Below are 15,715 nucleotides of genomic sequence, written 5' to 3' on the forward strand. Positions count from 1 at the left end.
GCGCCCTTGCGCATCGGTGAACTGGCCCGGCGGACCGGGGTGTCACCCCGCGCGCTGCGCCATTACGAGACGGCGGGACTGATCTCGTCGGACCGGGCCGTCAACGGCTACCGGGTGTACGGGGAGGGCGCTGTCGCGCGGGTGGCGAACATCCGGTACCTGCTGGACGCGGGGCTGACCCTGGAGGACGTGTCCGCGTTCCGTTCCTGCCTCGACGGGGACCTGCCGGCGGCCCCGCCGTCACCTCGCGGTCTGGAGATCGCCCGCGAGCGCCTCGCCGTGCTCGACGCGCGGATCGCGGCGCAGACCGCGGCTCGGGACCGGCTCGCCCGCACCTTGGCCGCCGCGTCCGACAGCGCCTGACCCCGCGGTTGGCCGGAACGCGGTCATCGGATCCGGCGGACCCGACCTCCCGAGGCCGGAAGGCTGTCAGCGGACCCGACCTCCCGAGGCCGGAAAGCGGTCAGCGGGCCCGGCACCCCGCACGGTCCGTTCGAGGGCGGCTCGGCCCGAGGCGATCGCCTCGGTGAGCGTCAGCTCCCCGGCCGCGAGGGCCCGGCAGGTCGCCGTGTCGGTCCGCAGCCGCGCGTCGGGCAGCTCCGCCGTACCCGCCCCGTACACCCCGTCCCCGTACGAAACGCTTCCGTCGCCCCCCACCCGTACGTGGAACTCGCCCTCGTCCAGGCTCACCTGGACGACTCCCTCGCCCAGTTCGACGAGCGCCCCGAGCAGCGGGATGGCGTACCAGTGCGCGCGGACGGCGTCGGTGGGCCGCGGTTCGCCCAGGTCGGGCGCTCCCCAGGCGGCGAGGGTGCGCAGCACGGGCAGCAGGTCCCGCCCGCGTGGGGTGAGTTCGTACACGAACGCCGAGGCGGGCGGGGGCAGTCGGCGGCGGGTGACGAGCTCGGCGCCCTCCATGTCCTTGAGGCGGCCGGCGAGCATGTCGGTGCTGACGCCGGGCAGGTCGGCGTGGAGGTCGGTGTAGCGGCGCGGTCCGGCGAGGAGTTCGCGGACGACGAGCAGGGTCCAGCGGTCGCCGACGAGGTCGAGGGCGCGCGCGGCGGCGCAATGCTGGTCGTAGCTGCGGCGGCGTGGCTGACGTGGCATGCGACGCAGTCTAGACATGTTGTTGGACTTTCCAAGCTCGAACTTGGTAAAACCAAGCAACACTGATTCCGGGGACCTGGGGAGGTCGGACATGGAGTTCCGGCAGTCGAGCAAGCTGAGCGAGGTCTGTTACGAGATCCGGGGCCCGGTCATCGAGCACGCCAACGCGCTGGAGGAGGCGGGCCACAGCGTCCTGCGCCTCAACACCGGCAATCCGGCGCTCTTCGGCTTCGAGGCGCCCGAGGAGATCGTCCAGGACATGATCCGGATGCTCCCCAAGGCCCACGGGTACACCGACTCGCGCGGCATCCTGTCCGCCCGCCGCGCCGTGGCCCAGCGCTACCAGGCCATGGGGCTGCCGGAGGTCGACGTCGACGACGTGTTCCTCGGCAACGGCGTCTCCGAACTCGTCTCCATGGCCGTGCAGGCCCTCCTGGAGGACGGCGACGAGGTCCTGATCCCCGCCCCCGACTTCCCACTGTGGACGGCGGTCACCACCCTCGCCGGCGGCAAGGCCGTGCACTACCTGTGCGACGAGTCGGCCGACTGGTACCCGGACCTCGACGACATGGCGTCGAGGATCACCGACCGGACCCGGGCCGTGGTCATCATCAACCCCAACAACCCCACCGGCGCGGTCTATCCGAAGGAGATCGTCGAAGGCATCCTCGATCTCGCCCGCCGCCACGGCCTGATGGTCTTCGCCGACGAGATCTACGACCAGATCGTCTATGACGACGCCGTCCACCACCCGGCCGCGTCCCTCGCCCCCGACCTGGTCGTCCTCACCTTCGGGGGGCTGTCCAAGACATACCGGGTGGCGGGATTCCGCTCCGGCTGGCTGGTCGTCACCGGTCCGAGGCAGCACGCCAGGAACTACCTGGAGGGACTCACCATGCTCGCCTCCATGCGGCTCTGCCCCAACGCCCCCGCCCAGTACGCCATCCAGGCCGCGCTCGGCGGCCGTCAGTCCATCCACGAGCTGACCGCCCCGGGCGGCAGGCTCCGCGAACAGCGCGACCGGGCCTGGGAGAAGCTCAACGAGATCCCCGGCGTCTCCTGCGTGAAGCCGAAGGGAGCGCTGTACGCCTTCCCTCGTCTGGACCCCGCCGTGCACAAGATCCACGACGACGAGAAGTTCGTCCTCGACCTGCTCCTGCGGGAGAAGATCCAGGTCGTCCAGGGAACCGGCTTCAACTGGCCGCGCCCCGACCACTTCCGCATTCTGACCCTGCCGTACGCCGACGACCTCGACGCCGCGATCAGCCGCATCGGCCGCTTCCTGAGCGGCTACCGGCAGTGACGTACCGCCCTCCCGGCTGTCATGATCTGACAGTCCGAAAGATCTTCGGACCCGACGAGGGAACCGGTCACCGACGGCCGGGGGGACGGGAGGGCGGCCGGTCATGGACGTGGCGCTGATAGCGGTGGCGGGAACCCTGTTGGGCGTCATCGCCACCCACTGGTTCCAGGGGCGGGCCACCGAGCGCACAGCCTCGCTCGCCCGGACCGAACAGCTCCGCCAGGAGCGGATCGCGGCCTACAGCGCCTACGCGGGGGCGGTCGTGGACTACCGCCGCAGCCAGAACGACCGCTGGTTCCGGGCCTTCAAGGAGCCCGGATCGGAGGAGGCGGAGGAGTCCCGGCACGCCTCCTACCGGCAGCGCACCACCGCCCGGCAGGCGCTCTTCCGCGTCCAGTTGGTCTGCGACGACGCGCACATCCGCCGGCTCGCCGAGGCGGCCTTCGAGCAGACCCACTGCATGCACGAGGCGGAGGGGGAGGCGGAGCGCGCCCGTCGCTCCGCGCAGGCGAAGGAGGCGCTCGCCCTGTTCATCTCCGCCGCCGCGCCCGGCGTCCGCTGACCGGGACGGCGGACATGGACCTCGTCGCACCCGTCGTCGTCGAACCGCTCAGGCGCCGCCGCTGCTCGGAGTGCCGGCAGGGCCCGCTGGAACGGATGATCGTCGAGTTCAACGCCCCGGTCTGTCTGGACTGCGCCGACCTCGGGCATCTGGTCTTCCTGCGCCGTGGCGACACGGCGCTCACCCGCCGGGCCCGTGAACGCAGCACGCTCTGGGCCGTGGTGGTACGGCACAACCGGCGCCGTACCCGATACGAACGACAGGGCCTCCTCGTCGAGGAGGCGGCGCTCGCCGAGGCGGAGCTGGCCTGCCTGGCGGACGCCGACGCGCGGGCCAGGCGGCGGGCCAGGGACGCGGTACGGCGCGCGGCCCTGGACGCGGAGATCACCGAGGTCCTCCGGGCGGAGATCCTGCGGCTCTTCCCCTCCATTTCGGCGGACCGGGCCACGGAGATCGCGCTCCACGCCTCGGCGAAGGGCAGCGGACGGGTGGGGCGCACGGCCGCGGGCCGCTCCCTCGACCGCGGCGCCGTCACGGCCGCGGTGCGCGCCTCCGTACGGCATGTCGACACGCCGTACGACACCCTCCTGATGCGGGGAGTTCCACGGCACCAGGCCCGGACGAGGGTCGCTCCCGCCATCGAGGCGGTGCTCCGGGCCTGGCGTCGCGGCGGCGAGGACGCTCATGGCCGGGGACACGGCTGACGGCTCGGGTGTCAGCGCGCCTCGGCCGGTCCGCGAGGCCGGGACCGTCAGGCCTGGTCTCCGGCGCGGCGCGCGCGACGGTACAGCAGGGCGCCGCCGAGCAGCAGCGCGGCGCTCGCGCCGGCGGCGTACCCGAGGGTGTCCGAACCGGTGGCGGCCAGCGCCGGGCCCTTCACACCCTGCGGCGCGGGGGCCGGGGCGGGCTTCTCCGTCTCGGTCTCCGTCTGCGGGACCGGCACGTTCCGGACGGGGGTCTGCGGGCGCGGCGTCGGCCTCTCGATCGGCGGCGCCGGCTTCGACGGGCCGTTGACCGAGGTGTTGCCGAAGACCGGGTTGAGCAGGCCGACGACGTTGACCGAGTTCCCGCTGACGTTCACGGGGAGGTCGACCGGCAGCTGGAGCCCGTTCCCGGAGAGGATGCCGGGCGAGCCGGCGGTACGGCCCTCGGCGGTGGACCCGCCGCCGTTGGAGGAACCACCCTGCGTGCCGCCGCCTTGGGAGCCGCCGGCCTGCTCGCCGCCGCGCGGGGTACCGGGCTGGTCCTTGTGGGAACGGCCGCCGCCGTCGCCCGAGCCGTAGCCCTCGGGCTCCTGCTCGGCGGAGTGGTTGGCACAGCTGTTGCCGAAGGCCGGGTTGAGCAGGCCGACGACGTTGACCGTGTTCCCACAGACGTTGACCGGGGCGTGCACCGGCAGCTGAACCGTGTTGCCGGAGCCGATGCCCGGCGAACCGACTGCGGCGCCCTGCGCGCCGGCGTCGGCGTGCGCGGCGCCCGCCGAGAGGGCGAGCGCTCCACCCGTGACCAACAATGTGGCCAGACCACTTCGGCGAATCTGCCTCATGGCTTCCTGCCTTCCGGAGGTGTGCACGGGCAAGTGCCCGTACCGGAATCAACGCGACAAACGCATGTGCCGGATCCGGCCGTTGACGAGTTTCACTCCATCGAGTGGGACCCGTTCGAGTGTCGGTCAGCTCCCCAGAAGGTCGGTGAGGGCTCCGACCGGGTCCTGATCGGGCTCGCCGCGCGGCCACCAGTCCTCACGTCCGGTGTCCGACTCGTAGCCGTACCAGAGGCCGTCACGGCCGAGACGGAGCTGGAGGGACTCGGTGGAGAGCCGGTTGCGCCAGGGCCGGAAGGCGGGGAAGTCGGCGGCGATCAGCGCCGGTCTGGCACGGTCGAAGGGGCCCGCCGGCGGGTCCCACGGCTCTTCGAGGACGGCGAGTCCTGCGGCGCCGCCCTGCCGCCAGGCGGCGACGGCCCGGGCGAGTTCCGTCGGGGTGCGGTCGAGCGCGTACGCCAGGTCGCGGTAGAGGGCGCGGGTCGAGGCGGTGAGCCCGGACCCCGGGTGCGCGGCGGCGAGCCGGACGGCGTCCTGCCACGGGGTGAGCGCGGCGACCGGGTCGCGGCCGGTGGCGAGGAAGGTGTGGGCGCGGGCCGCGGCCTCCGTGGCGAGGAGGTCGAGAGCGAGCGGGTCGGGCGCCTCCGGGTCGGGCGGGAAGACCGCGGGGCGGCCGGGGCGGTCCGGAAGCGGGAGCGGTGGCGGCAGCGGCGGGCCGGACCGCTCCGCCGCGTCGAGCACCGCGCGGGCGGGAACCGTGGGCATCGGGGGTGCGGCGGCGATCGTCTCCGCGGCGGACCGGGCCGCGTTCCGTCGGGTGAGTTCGGCGAGGAGCTCCTGCTCGCCGCGGCCGCGCATCAGGAAGAGGACGAACGGATCCTCGTCGAGCAGCCGGGCGGCCTGGTAGCAGAGGGCGGCGGCGTGCTTGCAGGGGTAACCATCGTCCGGGCAGGTGCAGTCGGGGACGAGGTCGCCGGGCGCGGGCAGCAGTCCGGTGACCGCCTCCAGGGCGTGCGGTACGTCCTTGTCGAGCAGGGCGGCGATGTGGTCGGGGCGTGCGGTGGCCTCGTCGAGGAACCGCTCCCAGCCGTCGTCGCCGAGCGTCCGCATCCTGATCTCGGCGCGGTACGGACGGGCCCGGCTGCCGTGGACGTAGGCGACGACCCGGCCGGGGGTGACGGTGATCGCGTCGACGTGGCCGCGTCCCGCGTATGCCTTGCCGCGGGCGAGACGGGCCGGGTCGAGGGCGGTGTCCTCAAGGGCCTCGACCCAGGCGTTGCCCCACCAGGTGGCGGCGAACCGTCCGTCGGGGGCCTCGCGGGGCGCGACCTGCGGGAAGCTGCGGCGGCGGTCGTCGTGGCGGGGGGCGGCTCCGCGGCCGCCCCTTGCGGTGTTCACGAGGGCCTCCTCAGGGACACCAGGTCGGCGAGCTCCCGGTCGGTCAGTTCGGTGAGGGCCGCCTCGCCGGAGCCCAGCACGGCGTCGGCGAGGGCCCGCTTGGCGCGGAGCATCTCGGCGATCCGGTCCTCGACCGTGCCCTCGGCGACGAGCCGGTGGACCTGCACCGGCTGGGTCTGCCCGATGCGGTAGGCCCGGTCCGTGGCCTGCTCCTCGACGGCCGGGTTCCACCAGCGGTCGTAGTGGACGACATGGCCGGCCCGGGTGAGGTTGAGGCCGGTGCCCGCGGCCTTGAGGGAGAGCAGGAAGACGGGAACCTCACCGGCCTGGAAGCGGTCGACCATGCGCTCCCGCTCGGCCACCGGTGTGCCGCCGTGGAGGAGTTGGGTCGGGACGCCGCGCGCGGCCAGATGGTCGGCGAGGAGCCGGGCCATCGACACGTACTGCGTGAAGACGAGCACCGAACCGTCCTCGGCGAGGATCGTGTCGAGGAGCTCGTCGAGCAGGGCGAGCTTCCCCGAGCGGCCGGCGAGCCGCGCGGTGCCCGCTCCCGGCGGTGCCTGTTCCTTCAGGTACTGGGCGGGGTGGTTGCAGATCTGCTTGAGGGAGGTCAGCAGCTTCATGACGAGGCCCCGGCGGGCCATGCCCTCGGCCTCCTCGATCCGCGCCATGGTCTCGCGGACGACCGCCTCGTAGAGCGAGGCCTGTTCCCGGGTGAGGGAGACGGGGTGGTCGGACTCGGTCTTCGGCGGCAGTTCGGGGACGATGCCGGGGTCGGACTTGCGGCGGCGCAGCAGGAAGGGGCGCACGAGGCGGGCGAGCCGCTCGACGGCCTCCTCGTGCTCGATCTCCTCGTTGTTCTCCACGGCACGCGCGTGCCGGGAGCGGAAGGCCTTGAGCGGGCCGAGGAGACCGGGGGTGGTCCAGTCGAGGAGCGCCCACAGTTCGGAGAGGTTGTTCTCCACGGGGGTCCCGGTGAGGGCGACCCGGGCGGGGGCGGGGATCTCGCGCAGTGCTCTGGCCGTCGCCGAGAACGGGTTCTTGACGTGCTGTGCCTCGTCGGCGACGACCATCCCCCACTCCCGCTCGGCGAGCCGGGCGGCGCTGGTGCGCAGGGTGCCGTACGTGGTGAGGACGAATCCGCCCTCGACGCCGTCGAGGTCCCGGTCGGCGCCGTGGAAGCGTCGTACGGGCACGCCGGGGGCGAACTTCTCCACCTCCCGCTGCCAGTTGCCGAGCAGGGACGCCGGGCAGACGACGAGGGTCGGGGCGCGGCGGGAGCGGCGCAGATGGAGGGCGATGAGGGTGACGGTCTTACCGAGGCCCATGTCGTCGGCGAGGCAGCCGCCGAGCCCGAGGGAGGTCATCAGGTCCAGCCAGGCGAGTCCGCGCAGCTGGTAGTCGCGGAGGGTGGCCGTCAGGCCGGGCGGGGCCTGCACGTCCTCGGGTCCCGCGAGGAGCCGGTCGCGGAGCGCGGCGAGCGCCCCGACGGGGACGGCGGGCACGGTCTCGCCGTCCACCTCGGCGGTACCAGTGAGGGCGACGGCGAGGGCGTCGACCGGTTCGAGCAGGCCCAGCTCCCGCTTGCGCGCCTTGCGGACGAGGTCGGGATCGATGACGACCCACTGGTCGCGGAGGCGCACGATGGGCCGGTGGGCCTCGGCGAGCTGGTCCATCTCGCGGTCGGTGAGCGGATCGCCGTCGAGGGCCAGCTGCCAGTTGAACCGCAGGAGCTCCTCGCTGTCGAAGAAGGCGGTGCCGTCGGTCGCGGAGCCGGGCGCGGCCTGGGCGGCCCGGACCACGGCGGAAGCGCTGAGCGAGCGGGCCAGCTCGCGGGGCCAGTGGACGGCGACCCCCGCGTCGGCGAGCCGGGCGGCGGCGGGGCCGAGCAGCTCGTACAGCTCGTCCTCGGTGACGGCGAGGACATCGGGCACGTCCCGCTCGAGGAGCCGGCCGAGCGGGGACCAGACGCGGGCGGCCCGACGCAGCGCGAGGACGGCGTCGATCCGGGCGCGGGGGCCGAAGTGCTCGCCGTCCCCCGCCCAGAGTGCCGAGGCGTCGATGACGAGGGTCGGGTCGGCCAGGCTGTGGACCTGGAGAAGCGCGGCGGCCGCATGGCGCTCGCGTCCGGTGGTGCCCTCCCCTTCGGCGCCGTCCTGGCCGGCGGCCGGGTCGAAGAGCTCGTACGGCGACAGGTCCAGGCGGAGCGAGACACGGACGCCCGCGTCCATCCCGGCCGCCGCCTCGGCGGCCCAGGCACGCGCGCGGGGCAGGTGCTGGGGCGGGCGCGCGGCGAACGGCGCCCCGACCGCGTGGGCGGCGGCCGGAGTGCGGGGCAGCACATCGGCGACCGCGTCGAGGAAGGCACGCACGAGGGCTTCGGGATCGGGCAGCCGCAGCGGACCTGGCCCTGGGACGGGCACGGCGTGCGCCTCGTACGGCAGGGCCGCGGCGACGGCCCGCAGATGGGCGATGTCGTCGGCGTCCAAGGGCCCCGCCCGCCAGGCGTCCAGGTCGTCGGCGGTCAGGCCGGGCAGCATCCGGCCGCGGGCCACCACGTGCAGGGCGTGCAGGGCGGCGGCACCCCAGCCGGCGGTAGCCGGGTGGGCCGCCGGGTGGTGACGGGCCGCGACGAGGTGGGGCAGGGCCACGTCGACGGGGAGGGTCAGGGCGGGGACCGCGCGACCACGGGCCCCGGTGCCATGCCGTCGTACGACGGTCAGCTCGACGCGCTCCGCACCGCTTTCCGCCGGATCGGGCAGGGCGCCTCCGTCAGGGGTCCAGAAGGCGACCCGGCCCTCACGGGGCAGGGCGGCCGGCAGGAAGACGGCGGCGCTGGTGATCCAGGTGGGTGCCACTGCTCCGCGCTCCTTCCGCCGGGTGATGCGTGTCGACCGGATCTCCGACCTTACGGGTGGGGTCTGACAACGGCCGCCGGGCGGCCTCCCCCGAGCGGCCCAGCAGCGGATGACACCGGCCCCCGGGGGCGGGAGGGTGGCCTGAACACCTCCCTCACAGAAGAGGATCCGCCATGTCCGTTCGCCGGCGTCTCACGACCGCCACCGGGGCCGTGCTGCTCACCTTCGCCGTCGCCGGTTGTTCGGGCCTGGGCCGCAGCGCCGTGGGCACGATCATGTACGAGACGGAGCGTGAGGCCGCGGTGATGGTGACCAGCCCCCTGGTGAAGGGCTGCCATCGCCTCGCGCCGGCCGGCGCGACCAAGGTCGAGAACAACACCCTGGTCGACATCGTGCTGTACCCGACGCGCGACTGTAAGGGCAAGGACTCCACCTACCTCCCCAGCAACAGCGGCAACGGGATCGTGCCGGGCACCCTGCCGTGGCGCAGCTACAGCGTCATCCACTAGGGATCACGGGCCGGGAGGGCGTCCGGCGCGGGTGCGCGCTCCGCCACCTTCGGCGCCGGTTCCCCTTCCGCCGTCCCAGGGTCCATCCTGGAAGTGTGCCTCCGGAGGCTCCGACGGGGAGGGTGACCGTCATGCGTACCGGGAACGAGCCGGCGACCGCGCGCAGCGCCCTGCGCCTGCGGTTCTGGCTGAGTGTCTGGGGCCTGCTCTGGGCCGGCTTCGGGACGACCGCGTTCTCCCTGGTGGGCCGCCCCGGGTGGGCCGCGGCCTGTGGCGTGCTGTTCCTGGTGGCCGCGTGCGACCTGACGATGGTGCTGCGCCATCTCCACCAGGGTCCGCACTGGCAGCCGGGCCGGGACATCCCGCCGTACGAGCCCGACCATGGCGGCACGGGGCGCTGAGTCCTCGGGCCGCCTACTTCTCCGTGTCGAACCCCGCCGCCCGGAGGTACTCGGGCTTCGGGTCGAGGGCGGCGGCGAGGCGGAAGTGGCGGGTGGCCTGCTCCGTCCGGCCCGAGCGCTCGAAGGTGCGGGCCAGTGCGAAGTGCGCGAACGCGTTGTCCGGCTCGCGCTCCAGGACCAGCTCGAACTCCAGCTGAGCCGGACGCAGCTGCGCGGCGGCGAAGAACGCACGGGCACGCAGCAGACGCGCCGCCGTGTTCTCGGGGTGGGCGGCGATCACGGAGTCCAGGAGCTTCACGGCACCCCGAGGGTCCCGCGCGGCCAGCAGGTGCTCGGCGGCGCGGAAGTCGATGACGTGTGTTTCCGGGTTTCTGTCGGCCACCATGGCATCCTTCCCCTTCGACCCGGTGGTTGAACACCGGACCCGGCGGCCGCATTCCACCAGCCTCACCGCCGGCGGCCCTACGCGGGGCCCGCGGTCCTGCGCTTCAGCTCGTCCCAGACCTTCCGCACCTGCGGTTCGAGGGCGTCGAGCGGTCCGTCGTTGTCGATCACGAGGTCCGCGACGGCCAGCCGCTGCGCGCGCGTGGCCTGGGCCGCCATCCGGGCCCTCGCCTCGGACTCGGCCATGCCCCGGAGCCGTACGAGCCGGTCCAGCTGGGTCTCCGGGGAGGCGTCCACCACCACGACCAGGTCGTACAGCGGCGCGAGCCCGTTCTCGGTGAGCAGAGGTACGTCGTGGACGACGACGTCTCCCGTGCCGGCGCGGCGCTCCAGCTCCGCCGACCGTGCCCCGACCAACGGGTGCACGATGCTGTTGAGCGTGGCGAGGCGGTCGGCGTCGGCGAAGACGATGGAGCCGAGCTTCGGCCGGTCGAGCGCCCCGTCGTCGGTGAGGATTCCGTCCCCGAAGGCCTCGACGACGGCCGCGAGCCCCGGGGTGCCGGGCTCGACGACCTCGCGGGCGATCCGGTCCGCGTCGATCAGCACGGCCCCGTAGGAGACGAGCAGCCGTGACACTTCGCTCTTGCCGGCGCCGATCCCGCCGGTCAGGCCCACCTTCAGCATGAGCGGCAGCTTAGGGCCTGCTCCTGGCGGGTCAGGAGTCGCCCTCCCGCTCGGCGAGGAAGCGCTCGAACTCGCGGCCCAGCTCGTCCGCCGACGGCAGGTCGACCGGCTCGGCGACCAGGCTGCCACGGGTCTCGGCCCCGGCCACCGCGTCGTACTGGTGCTCAAGGCCCTGCACGAGCGCGACCAGCTCCTCGTCGCCCTCGCCGATCTGGCGGTCGATCTCGGTCTGGGTGCGGCGGGCCTCCGTCCGCAGGGAGTGGGCGACGGCGGGGAGGACGAGCCCGGTGGCGGCAGTGACGGCCTCGAGCACGGTCAGGGCGGCGTCCGGATACGGGGAGCGGGCGACGTAGTGCGGCACGTGCGCGGCGACACCGAGGGTGTCGTGCCCGGCCTCGGTGAGCCGGTACTCGACGAGCGACTCGGCGCTGCCGGGGACCTGGGCCTCGTCGAAGGGGCTGCGGTGGCCGGGCATGAGGTCGGTGCGGCTGCCGTGCGGGGTCAGCCCGACGGGACGGGTGTGCGGCACGCCCATGGGAATGCCGTGGAAGTTGACGGAGAGACGCACGCCGAGGCGCTCGATGATCTGCCGTACGGCGGCGGCGAACCGCTCCCACTCGACGTCCGGCTCCGGGCCGGAGAGGATGAGGAAGGGCGCTCCGGTGGCGTCCTGGACGAGGCGGACCTCGATGGAGGGCGTCTCGTACGCCGTCCAGCGGTCGCGCTTGAAGGTCAGCAGCGGGCGGCGGGCACGGTAGTCCACGAGCCGGTCGTGGTCGAAACGGGCCACCAGCTGGTGGGGCAGCGTGTCGAGCAGGCGCTCGACGATCTGCTCACCGGCCTCGCCCGCGTCGATGTAGCCGTCGAAGTGGTACAGCATGACCAGCCCGGCCGACTCCTGCGCGAGGGCCAGGTCGACGACGGCCAGGCCCTTCGGGTCCCATTCGTACAACTCCTGGGGATCAAGCACGGTTACCGCTCCTCCTCGTGTCCTCTCTGGGAACGTCTGGTGCGGCAGCGCCATTCCCGCGGCGCGTGATCTTCCGCCCGGAACGGCCCGAACGGCGGCACTGGTCCAGACCTTGACATGGCCACCGCCTCTCCCTACCGTCTCGGGACAGCATCGCGTTCAGCATCTCGGTCATCGTGCACATACAGGAACACCCCACTCCCCCACCGCACGGAAGGGATCCCCATGCGCACCAGGACGCTGCTCCTCCCCCTCCTCCCGGCGCTCCTCGCCGTCCCCCTCGTCACCACCCCCGCCTCGGCGGCGACCGTCGACGTCTCGACCGCCGCACAGCTCAGGACGGCGCTCACCAACGCCCGGCCCGGCGACACGATCCGCCTCGCGGACGGCACGTACACCGGGAACTTCAAGGCCACCACCCCGGGCACCGCCTCGGCCCGGATCACCCTGACCGGCTCCTCGCGCGCGGTGCTCACCGCCGGCGGCGGCTACGGGCTGCACCTCAACGGCGCCTCGTACTGGACGGTCTCGGGCGTCACCGTCACCGGCGGTCAGAAGGGGATCATGACCGACGCCGCGAACAGTGTGGTGATCGACGGGGTGACCGTGCACGACCTGGACATGGAGGGCGTGCACTTCCGCAACTCCAGCAGGAACGGCGTCATCAGGAACTCCCGGATCTACGACACGGGGAACGACGGCCGTGGCATGGGCGAGGGCGTGTACGTCGGCAGCGCCAACACCCTCGCCGACCGCAGTGACAACGCGCAGATCCTGAACAACGTCATCGGACCCGACGTCGGCGGCGAGAGCGTCGACATCAAGGAGGGCACCACCGGGGCGCGGATCGTCGGCAACACCTTCGACGGGCGCGGACTGACCGGCGCCCACTACGACGACTCCTGGGTGGACGTGAAGGGCAACGGCGTCCTCGTGGAGAACAACACCGGCGTCAACACGACGAACAACGGCTTCGAGACCCACACCCAGCAGAGCGGCTGGGGCTGCGGGACGGTCTTCCGCGGCAACCACTCGAACCTGACGGGCGCGACCGGCACGAAGCGGCTCGCGATCAACGTGACCAACCGGAGCGGCTCCTGCCCGACGACGGTCTACGCCTCGAACACGGTCACCGGCGGGAACGGTCTGACGAACATCCCCGTCACTCCCTGAGCCGGCCCGGGGCATCGCGCGCCACCGCGGCGGGCGGCCCGGGGAACGACCGAGGCCCGCTCCCCCGAAGGGAAGCGGGCCTCGATTCGCTAGCGGCTAGCGCTCAGCGGAGAGCTGTTCAGCTCTGGCCGCCGGCGAGCTTCTCGCGGAGGGCGGCGAGCGCCTCGTCCGACGCCAGGGCGCCGGAGTTGTCGTCCGACTCCGAGGAGTACGAACCACCCGAGATGCCCGCACCGGCGTTGCCACCGGCGGCCGGGGCGGCAGCGCCCTCGGCGGCAGCGGCCTCGTCGGCCTCGCGGGACTTGATGACCTGAGCCTGGTGCTGCTCGAAACGAGCCTGCGCCTCGGCGTACTGGGTCTCCCAGGCCTCGCGCTGGGTCTCGAAGCCCTCGAGCCAGTCGTTGGTCTCGGGGTCGAAGCCCTCGGGGTAGATGTAGTTGCCCTGGTCGTCGTAGGACGCGGCCATGCCGTACAGGGTCGGGTCGAACTCGACCGAGGCCGGGTCGGCACCGAAGGACTCGTTGGCCTGCTTCAGCGAGAGGCTGATGCGACGACGCTCGAGGTCGATGTCGATGACCTTGACGAAGATCTCGTCGTTGACCTGGACGACCTGCTCCGGGATCTCCACGTGGCGCTCGGCCAGCTCGGAGATGTGGACCAGACCCTCGATGCCCTCGTCCACGCGGACGAACGCACCGAACGGAACCAGCTTGGTGACCTTACCCGGGACGACCTGGCCGATCTGGTGGGTCCGGGCGAACTGCTGCCACGGGTCCTCCTGCGTCGCCTTCAGCGACAGGGAGACACGCTCGCGGTCCATGTCGACGTCGAGAACCTCGACGGTGACCTCCTGGCCGACCTCGACAACCTCGGACGGGTGGTCGATGTGCTTCCAGGACAGCTCGGAGACGTGCACGAGGCCGTCGACGCCACCCAGGTCCACGAAGGCACCGAAGTTGACGATCGAGGAGACGACGCCGGAGCGGACCTGACCCTTCTGCAGGGTGGTGAGGAACGTCTGGCGAACCTCGGACTGGGTCTGCTCGAGCCAGGCACGGCGGGACAGGACCACGTTGTTGCGGTTCTTGTCCAGCTCGATGATCTTCGCCTCGAGCTCCTTGCCCACGTAGGGCTGGAGGTCGCGGACGCGACGCATCTCGACGAGGGAGGCCGGCAGGAAGCCGCGGAGGCCGATGTCGAGGATGAGACCACCCTTGACGACCTCGATGACGGTACCGGTGACGATGCCGTCTTCTTCCTTGATCTTCTCGATGGTGCCCCAGGCGCGCTCGTACTGGGCGCGCTTCTTCGAGAGGATCAGGCGGCCTTCCTTGTCCTCCTTCTGGAGAACCAGGGCCTCGATCTCGTCGCCGACCTTGACGACCTCGTTCGGGTCGACGTCGTGCTTGATCGAGAGCTCACGGCTCGGGATCACGCCTTCGGTCTTGTAACCGATGTCGAGCAGGACCTCGTCCCGGTCGACCTTCACGATGACGCCGTCGACGATGTCGCCGTCGTTGAAGTACTTGATCGTCTCGTCGATCGCGGCGAGGAAGGCTTCCTCGTTACCGATGTCGTTGACCGCAACCTGCGGGGTGGTGCTGGTGGCGGTGGTCTCGGTGCTGCTCGTCATGTGGGAAAGGGCTCCGGTTACGGACAGAAAGTCGTAGGTACTGCTACGCCGTGAGCCCGTATCGCACCAAGAAGCCGGACAGCCAATGAAGCACCTTCCGCGAACGGCAGGAGCCTCGAAAACCGAGGGGACATACAACAGGTACGAGCGCGGCCTGCTCCGTCTGAGGCGCGCAGGCCCGCAGCGCAACCTTTAGCATACGGGGGCAGCCGGACAGGGTCAATGCGCGAAGCGCGCACCCGGGGCGGAACGCCTCAACTCCGGCGCCACTCATGTCCTTACGCGCCGCAACGGCGGGGGCCGCCGCACGGCGGCACTGAGCGCAAACTACATCGGCGGGCGAGATGAACCAAGAGTACGAACAGGAAGTGCCCCGGGACTCGGCCGAGGACGAGGCGGAGGCGACCCGGCGTGACGCGGGGGACGCGGAGAGCAGCCGGGCGAGCCGTGGCTGGTGGGACAGGAACGCCGACGAGTACCAGAGCGACCACGGCTCCTTCCTCGGCGACGACCGGTTCGTGTGGGGCCCCGAGGGACTCGACGAGGCCGAGGCCGGACTCCTCGGGCCCGCCTCCGCGCTCAAGGGCCTCGACGTCCTGGAGATCGGAGCGGGCGCGGCGCAGTGCTCGCGGTGGCTGGCGGCGCAGGGGGCGCGGCCGGTGGCCCTCGACCTCTCGCACCGGCAGCTCCAGCACGCGCTGCGGATCGGCGGCGAGGTGCCGCTGGTGGAGGCCGACGCCGGGGAGCTGCCGTTCCGCGACGGCGCCTTCGACCTGGCGTGCTCGGCGTACGGCGCGGTGCCGTTCGTCGCCGACCCGGTGAGGGTGTTCCGGGAAGTACGACGGGTGCTGCGGCCCGGCGGCCGGTGGGTCTTCTCCGTGACGCATCCGATCCGCTGGGCGTTCCCCGACGAGCCCGGTCCCGAGGGCCTGTCGGTCGCGGCCTCCTATTTCGACCGCACCCCTTATGTGGAGCAGGACGAGCAGGGCAGGGCCGTGTACGTGGAGCACCACCGGACGATCGGTGACCGGGTCCGGGACGTGGTGGCCGGCGGATTCCGTCTGGTGGATCTCGTCGAGCCGGAGTGGCCGGAGTGGAACAGCCAGGAGTGGGGTGGCTGGTCCCCGCTGCGGGGGAACCTGATCCCCGGGACGGCGATCTTCGTCTGCGAACGCATGGAGTAGTCGAGC

General features: G+C 72.3%; 16 protein-coding genes. 8 read left to right on the forward strand and 8 right to left on the reverse strand.

Annotated elements, in window-relative coordinates; translation table 11 throughout:
* Window positions 1-6 precede the first annotated feature (6 nt).
* Window positions 7-363, forward strand: coding sequence for a MerR family transcriptional regulator (locus ACFVYX_RS20795; protein ID WP_389682880.1), 357 nt, complete (start codon window positions 7-9; stop codon window positions 361-363).
* A gap of 66 nt (window positions 364-429) precedes the next feature.
* On the opposite strand, the gene ACFVYX_RS20800 is transcribed toward ACFVYX_RS20795, so the two are convergent.
* Window positions 430-1,107, reverse strand: a complete 678-nt coding sequence (locus ACFVYX_RS20800) for a winged helix-turn-helix transcriptional regulator (RefSeq protein WP_389682881.1) — start codon at window positions 1,105-1,107, stop codon at window positions 430-432.
* A 91-nt stretch (window positions 1,108-1,198) separates the two neighbouring features.
* Here ACFVYX_RS20800 and ACFVYX_RS20805 point away from each other — a divergent pair, with 91 nt between their 5' ends.
* The 3 genes from ACFVYX_RS20805 to ACFVYX_RS20815 all read left to right on the forward strand — a co-directional run bounded on the left by ACFVYX_RS20805 (window position 1,199) and on the right by ACFVYX_RS20815 (window position 3,676).
* Window positions 1,199-2,410 (forward strand): pyridoxal phosphate-dependent aminotransferase, encoded by a 1,212-nt coding sequence (locus tag ACFVYX_RS20805; protein WP_389682882.1) that lies wholly within the window; start codon window positions 1,199-1,201, stop codon window positions 2,408-2,410.
* A gap of 103 nt (window positions 2,411-2,513) precedes the next feature.
* Complete coding sequence (locus ACFVYX_RS20810; protein ID WP_389682883.1) at window positions 2,514-2,972, forward strand: hypothetical protein; 459 nt, start codon at window positions 2,514-2,516, stop codon at window positions 2,970-2,972.
* Between the two features lie 14 nt (window positions 2,973-2,986).
* On the forward strand, window positions 2,987-3,676 hold the full coding sequence (locus ACFVYX_RS20815) for a DUF2293 domain-containing protein (protein WP_389682884.1): 690 nt from the start codon (window positions 2,987-2,989) through the stop codon (window positions 3,674-3,676).
* Between the two features lie 47 nt (window positions 3,677-3,723).
* Here ACFVYX_RS20815 and ACFVYX_RS20820 read toward each other — a convergent pair whose 3' ends face one another.
* The 3 genes from ACFVYX_RS20820 to ACFVYX_RS20830 form a co-directional block, all read right to left on the reverse strand.
* A complete protein-coding gene (locus tag ACFVYX_RS20820) occupies window positions 3,724-4,518 on the reverse strand; it encodes a chaplin (RefSeq protein ID WP_389682885.1) in 795 nt (264 codons plus the stop codon).
* A 126-nt stretch (window positions 4,519-4,644) separates the two neighbouring features.
* Window positions 4,645-5,913 (reverse strand): SWIM zinc finger family protein, encoded by a 1,269-nt coding sequence (locus tag ACFVYX_RS20825; RefSeq protein WP_389682886.1) that lies wholly within the window; start codon window positions 5,911-5,913, stop codon window positions 4,645-4,647.
* Entirely contained in the window at window positions 5,910-8,771 is a 2,862-nt protein-coding gene (locus ACFVYX_RS20830; RefSeq protein ID WP_389682887.1) for a DEAD/DEAH box helicase, read from the reverse strand. The genes ACFVYX_RS20825 and ACFVYX_RS20830 overlap by 4 nt, the downstream gene beginning before the upstream one ends.
* A gap of 173 nt (window positions 8,772-8,944) precedes the next feature.
* Between ACFVYX_RS20830 and ACFVYX_RS20835 the strand changes: the two genes are divergently transcribed.
* Window positions 8,945-9,280, forward strand: a complete 336-nt coding sequence (locus tag ACFVYX_RS20835; protein ID WP_389682888.1) for a hypothetical protein — start codon at window positions 8,945-8,947, stop codon at window positions 9,278-9,280.
* 131 nt (window positions 9,281-9,411) lie between these two features.
* Complete coding sequence (locus ACFVYX_RS20840; protein ID WP_389682889.1) at window positions 9,412-9,681, forward strand: DUF6343 family protein; 270 nt, start codon at window positions 9,412-9,414, stop codon at window positions 9,679-9,681.
* A gap of 13 nt (window positions 9,682-9,694) precedes the next feature.
* Here ACFVYX_RS20840 and ACFVYX_RS20845 read toward each other — a convergent pair whose 3' ends face one another.
* The 3 genes from ACFVYX_RS20845 to ACFVYX_RS20855 form a co-directional block, all read right to left on the reverse strand.
* Window positions 9,695-10,063, reverse strand: a complete 369-nt coding sequence (locus tag ACFVYX_RS20845; protein ID WP_389683081.1) for a tetratricopeptide repeat protein — start codon at window positions 10,061-10,063, stop codon at window positions 9,695-9,697.
* An 80-nt stretch (window positions 10,064-10,143) separates the two neighbouring features.
* Window positions 10,144-10,749 (reverse strand): dephospho-CoA kinase, encoded by a 606-nt coding sequence (coaE, locus tag ACFVYX_RS20850; RefSeq protein WP_389682890.1) that lies wholly within the window; start codon window positions 10,747-10,749, stop codon window positions 10,144-10,146.
* 31 nt (window positions 10,750-10,780) lie between these two features.
* Window positions 10,781-11,719, reverse strand: a complete 939-nt coding sequence (locus ACFVYX_RS20855; RefSeq protein ID WP_389682891.1) for a PAC2 family protein — start codon at window positions 11,717-11,719, stop codon at window positions 10,781-10,783.
* A gap of 225 nt (window positions 11,720-11,944) precedes the next feature.
* Between ACFVYX_RS20855 and ACFVYX_RS20860 the strand changes: the two genes are divergently transcribed.
* The gene (locus ACFVYX_RS20860; protein WP_389682892.1) at window positions 11,945-12,892 is read left to right on the forward strand and encodes a right-handed parallel beta-helix repeat-containing protein; all 948 of its coding nucleotides are present in this window, start codon (window positions 11,945-11,947) and stop codon (window positions 12,890-12,892) included.
* Between the two features lie 118 nt (window positions 12,893-13,010).
* Here the strand turns inward: ACFVYX_RS20860 and rpsA are convergent, their stop codons facing one another.
* On the reverse strand, window positions 13,011-14,525 hold the full coding sequence (gene rpsA / locus ACFVYX_RS20865) for a 30S ribosomal protein S1 (protein WP_030325237.1): 1,515 nt from the start codon (window positions 14,523-14,525) through the stop codon (window positions 13,011-13,013).
* A 344-nt stretch (window positions 14,526-14,869) separates the two neighbouring features.
* On the opposite strand from rpsA, the gene ACFVYX_RS20870 reads away from it, so the two are divergent.
* Window positions 14,870-15,709, forward strand: coding sequence for a class I SAM-dependent methyltransferase (locus tag ACFVYX_RS20870; RefSeq protein WP_389682893.1), 840 nt, complete (start codon window positions 14,870-14,872; stop codon window positions 15,707-15,709).
* Window positions 15,710-15,715: the final 6 nt, after the last annotated feature.

The sequence above is a fragment of the Streptomyces sp. NPDC058326 genome (genome assembly GCF_042879855.1).
GTDB lineage: Bacteria > Actinomycetota > Actinomycetes > Streptomycetales > Streptomycetaceae > Streptomyces.

Coding starts and splice junctions, on each gene's coding strand:
- coaE (WP_389682890.1), bottom strand. CDS start 10,749: ATGCTGAAGGTGGGCCTGACCGGCGGGATCGGCGCCGGCAAGAGCGAA.
- ACFVYX_RS20805 (WP_389682882.1), top strand. CDS start 1,199: ATGGAGTTCCGGCAGTCGAGCAAGCTGAGCGAGGTCTGTTACGAGATC.
- ACFVYX_RS20800 (WP_389682881.1), bottom strand. CDS start 1,107: ATGCCACGTCAGCCACGCCGCCGCAGCTACGACCAGCATTGCGCCGCC.
- ACFVYX_RS20820 (WP_389682885.1), bottom strand. CDS start 4,518: ATGAGGCAGATTCGCCGAAGTGGTCTGGCCACATTGTTGGTCACGGGT.
- ACFVYX_RS20835 (WP_389682888.1), top strand. CDS start 8,945: ATGTCCGTTCGCCGGCGTCTCACGACCGCCACCGGGGCCGTGCTGCTC.
- ACFVYX_RS20840 (WP_389682889.1), top strand. CDS start 9,412: ATGCGTACCGGGAACGAGCCGGCGACCGCGCGCAGCGCCCTGCGCCTG.
- ACFVYX_RS20870 (WP_389682893.1), top strand. CDS start 14,870: ATGAACCAAGAGTACGAACAGGAAGTGCCCCGGGACTCGGCCGAGGAC.
- ACFVYX_RS20860 (WP_389682892.1), top strand. CDS start 11,945: ATGCGCACCAGGACGCTGCTCCTCCCCCTCCTCCCGGCGCTCCTCGCC.
- rpsA (WP_030325237.1), bottom strand. CDS start 14,525: ATGACGAGCAGCACCGAGACCACCGCCACCAGCACCACCCCGCAGGTT.
- ACFVYX_RS20815 (WP_389682884.1), top strand. CDS start 2,987: ATGGACCTCGTCGCACCCGTCGTCGTCGAACCGCTCAGGCGCCGCCGC.
- ACFVYX_RS20810 (WP_389682883.1), top strand. CDS start 2,514: ATGGACGTGGCGCTGATAGCGGTGGCGGGAACCCTGTTGGGCGTCATC.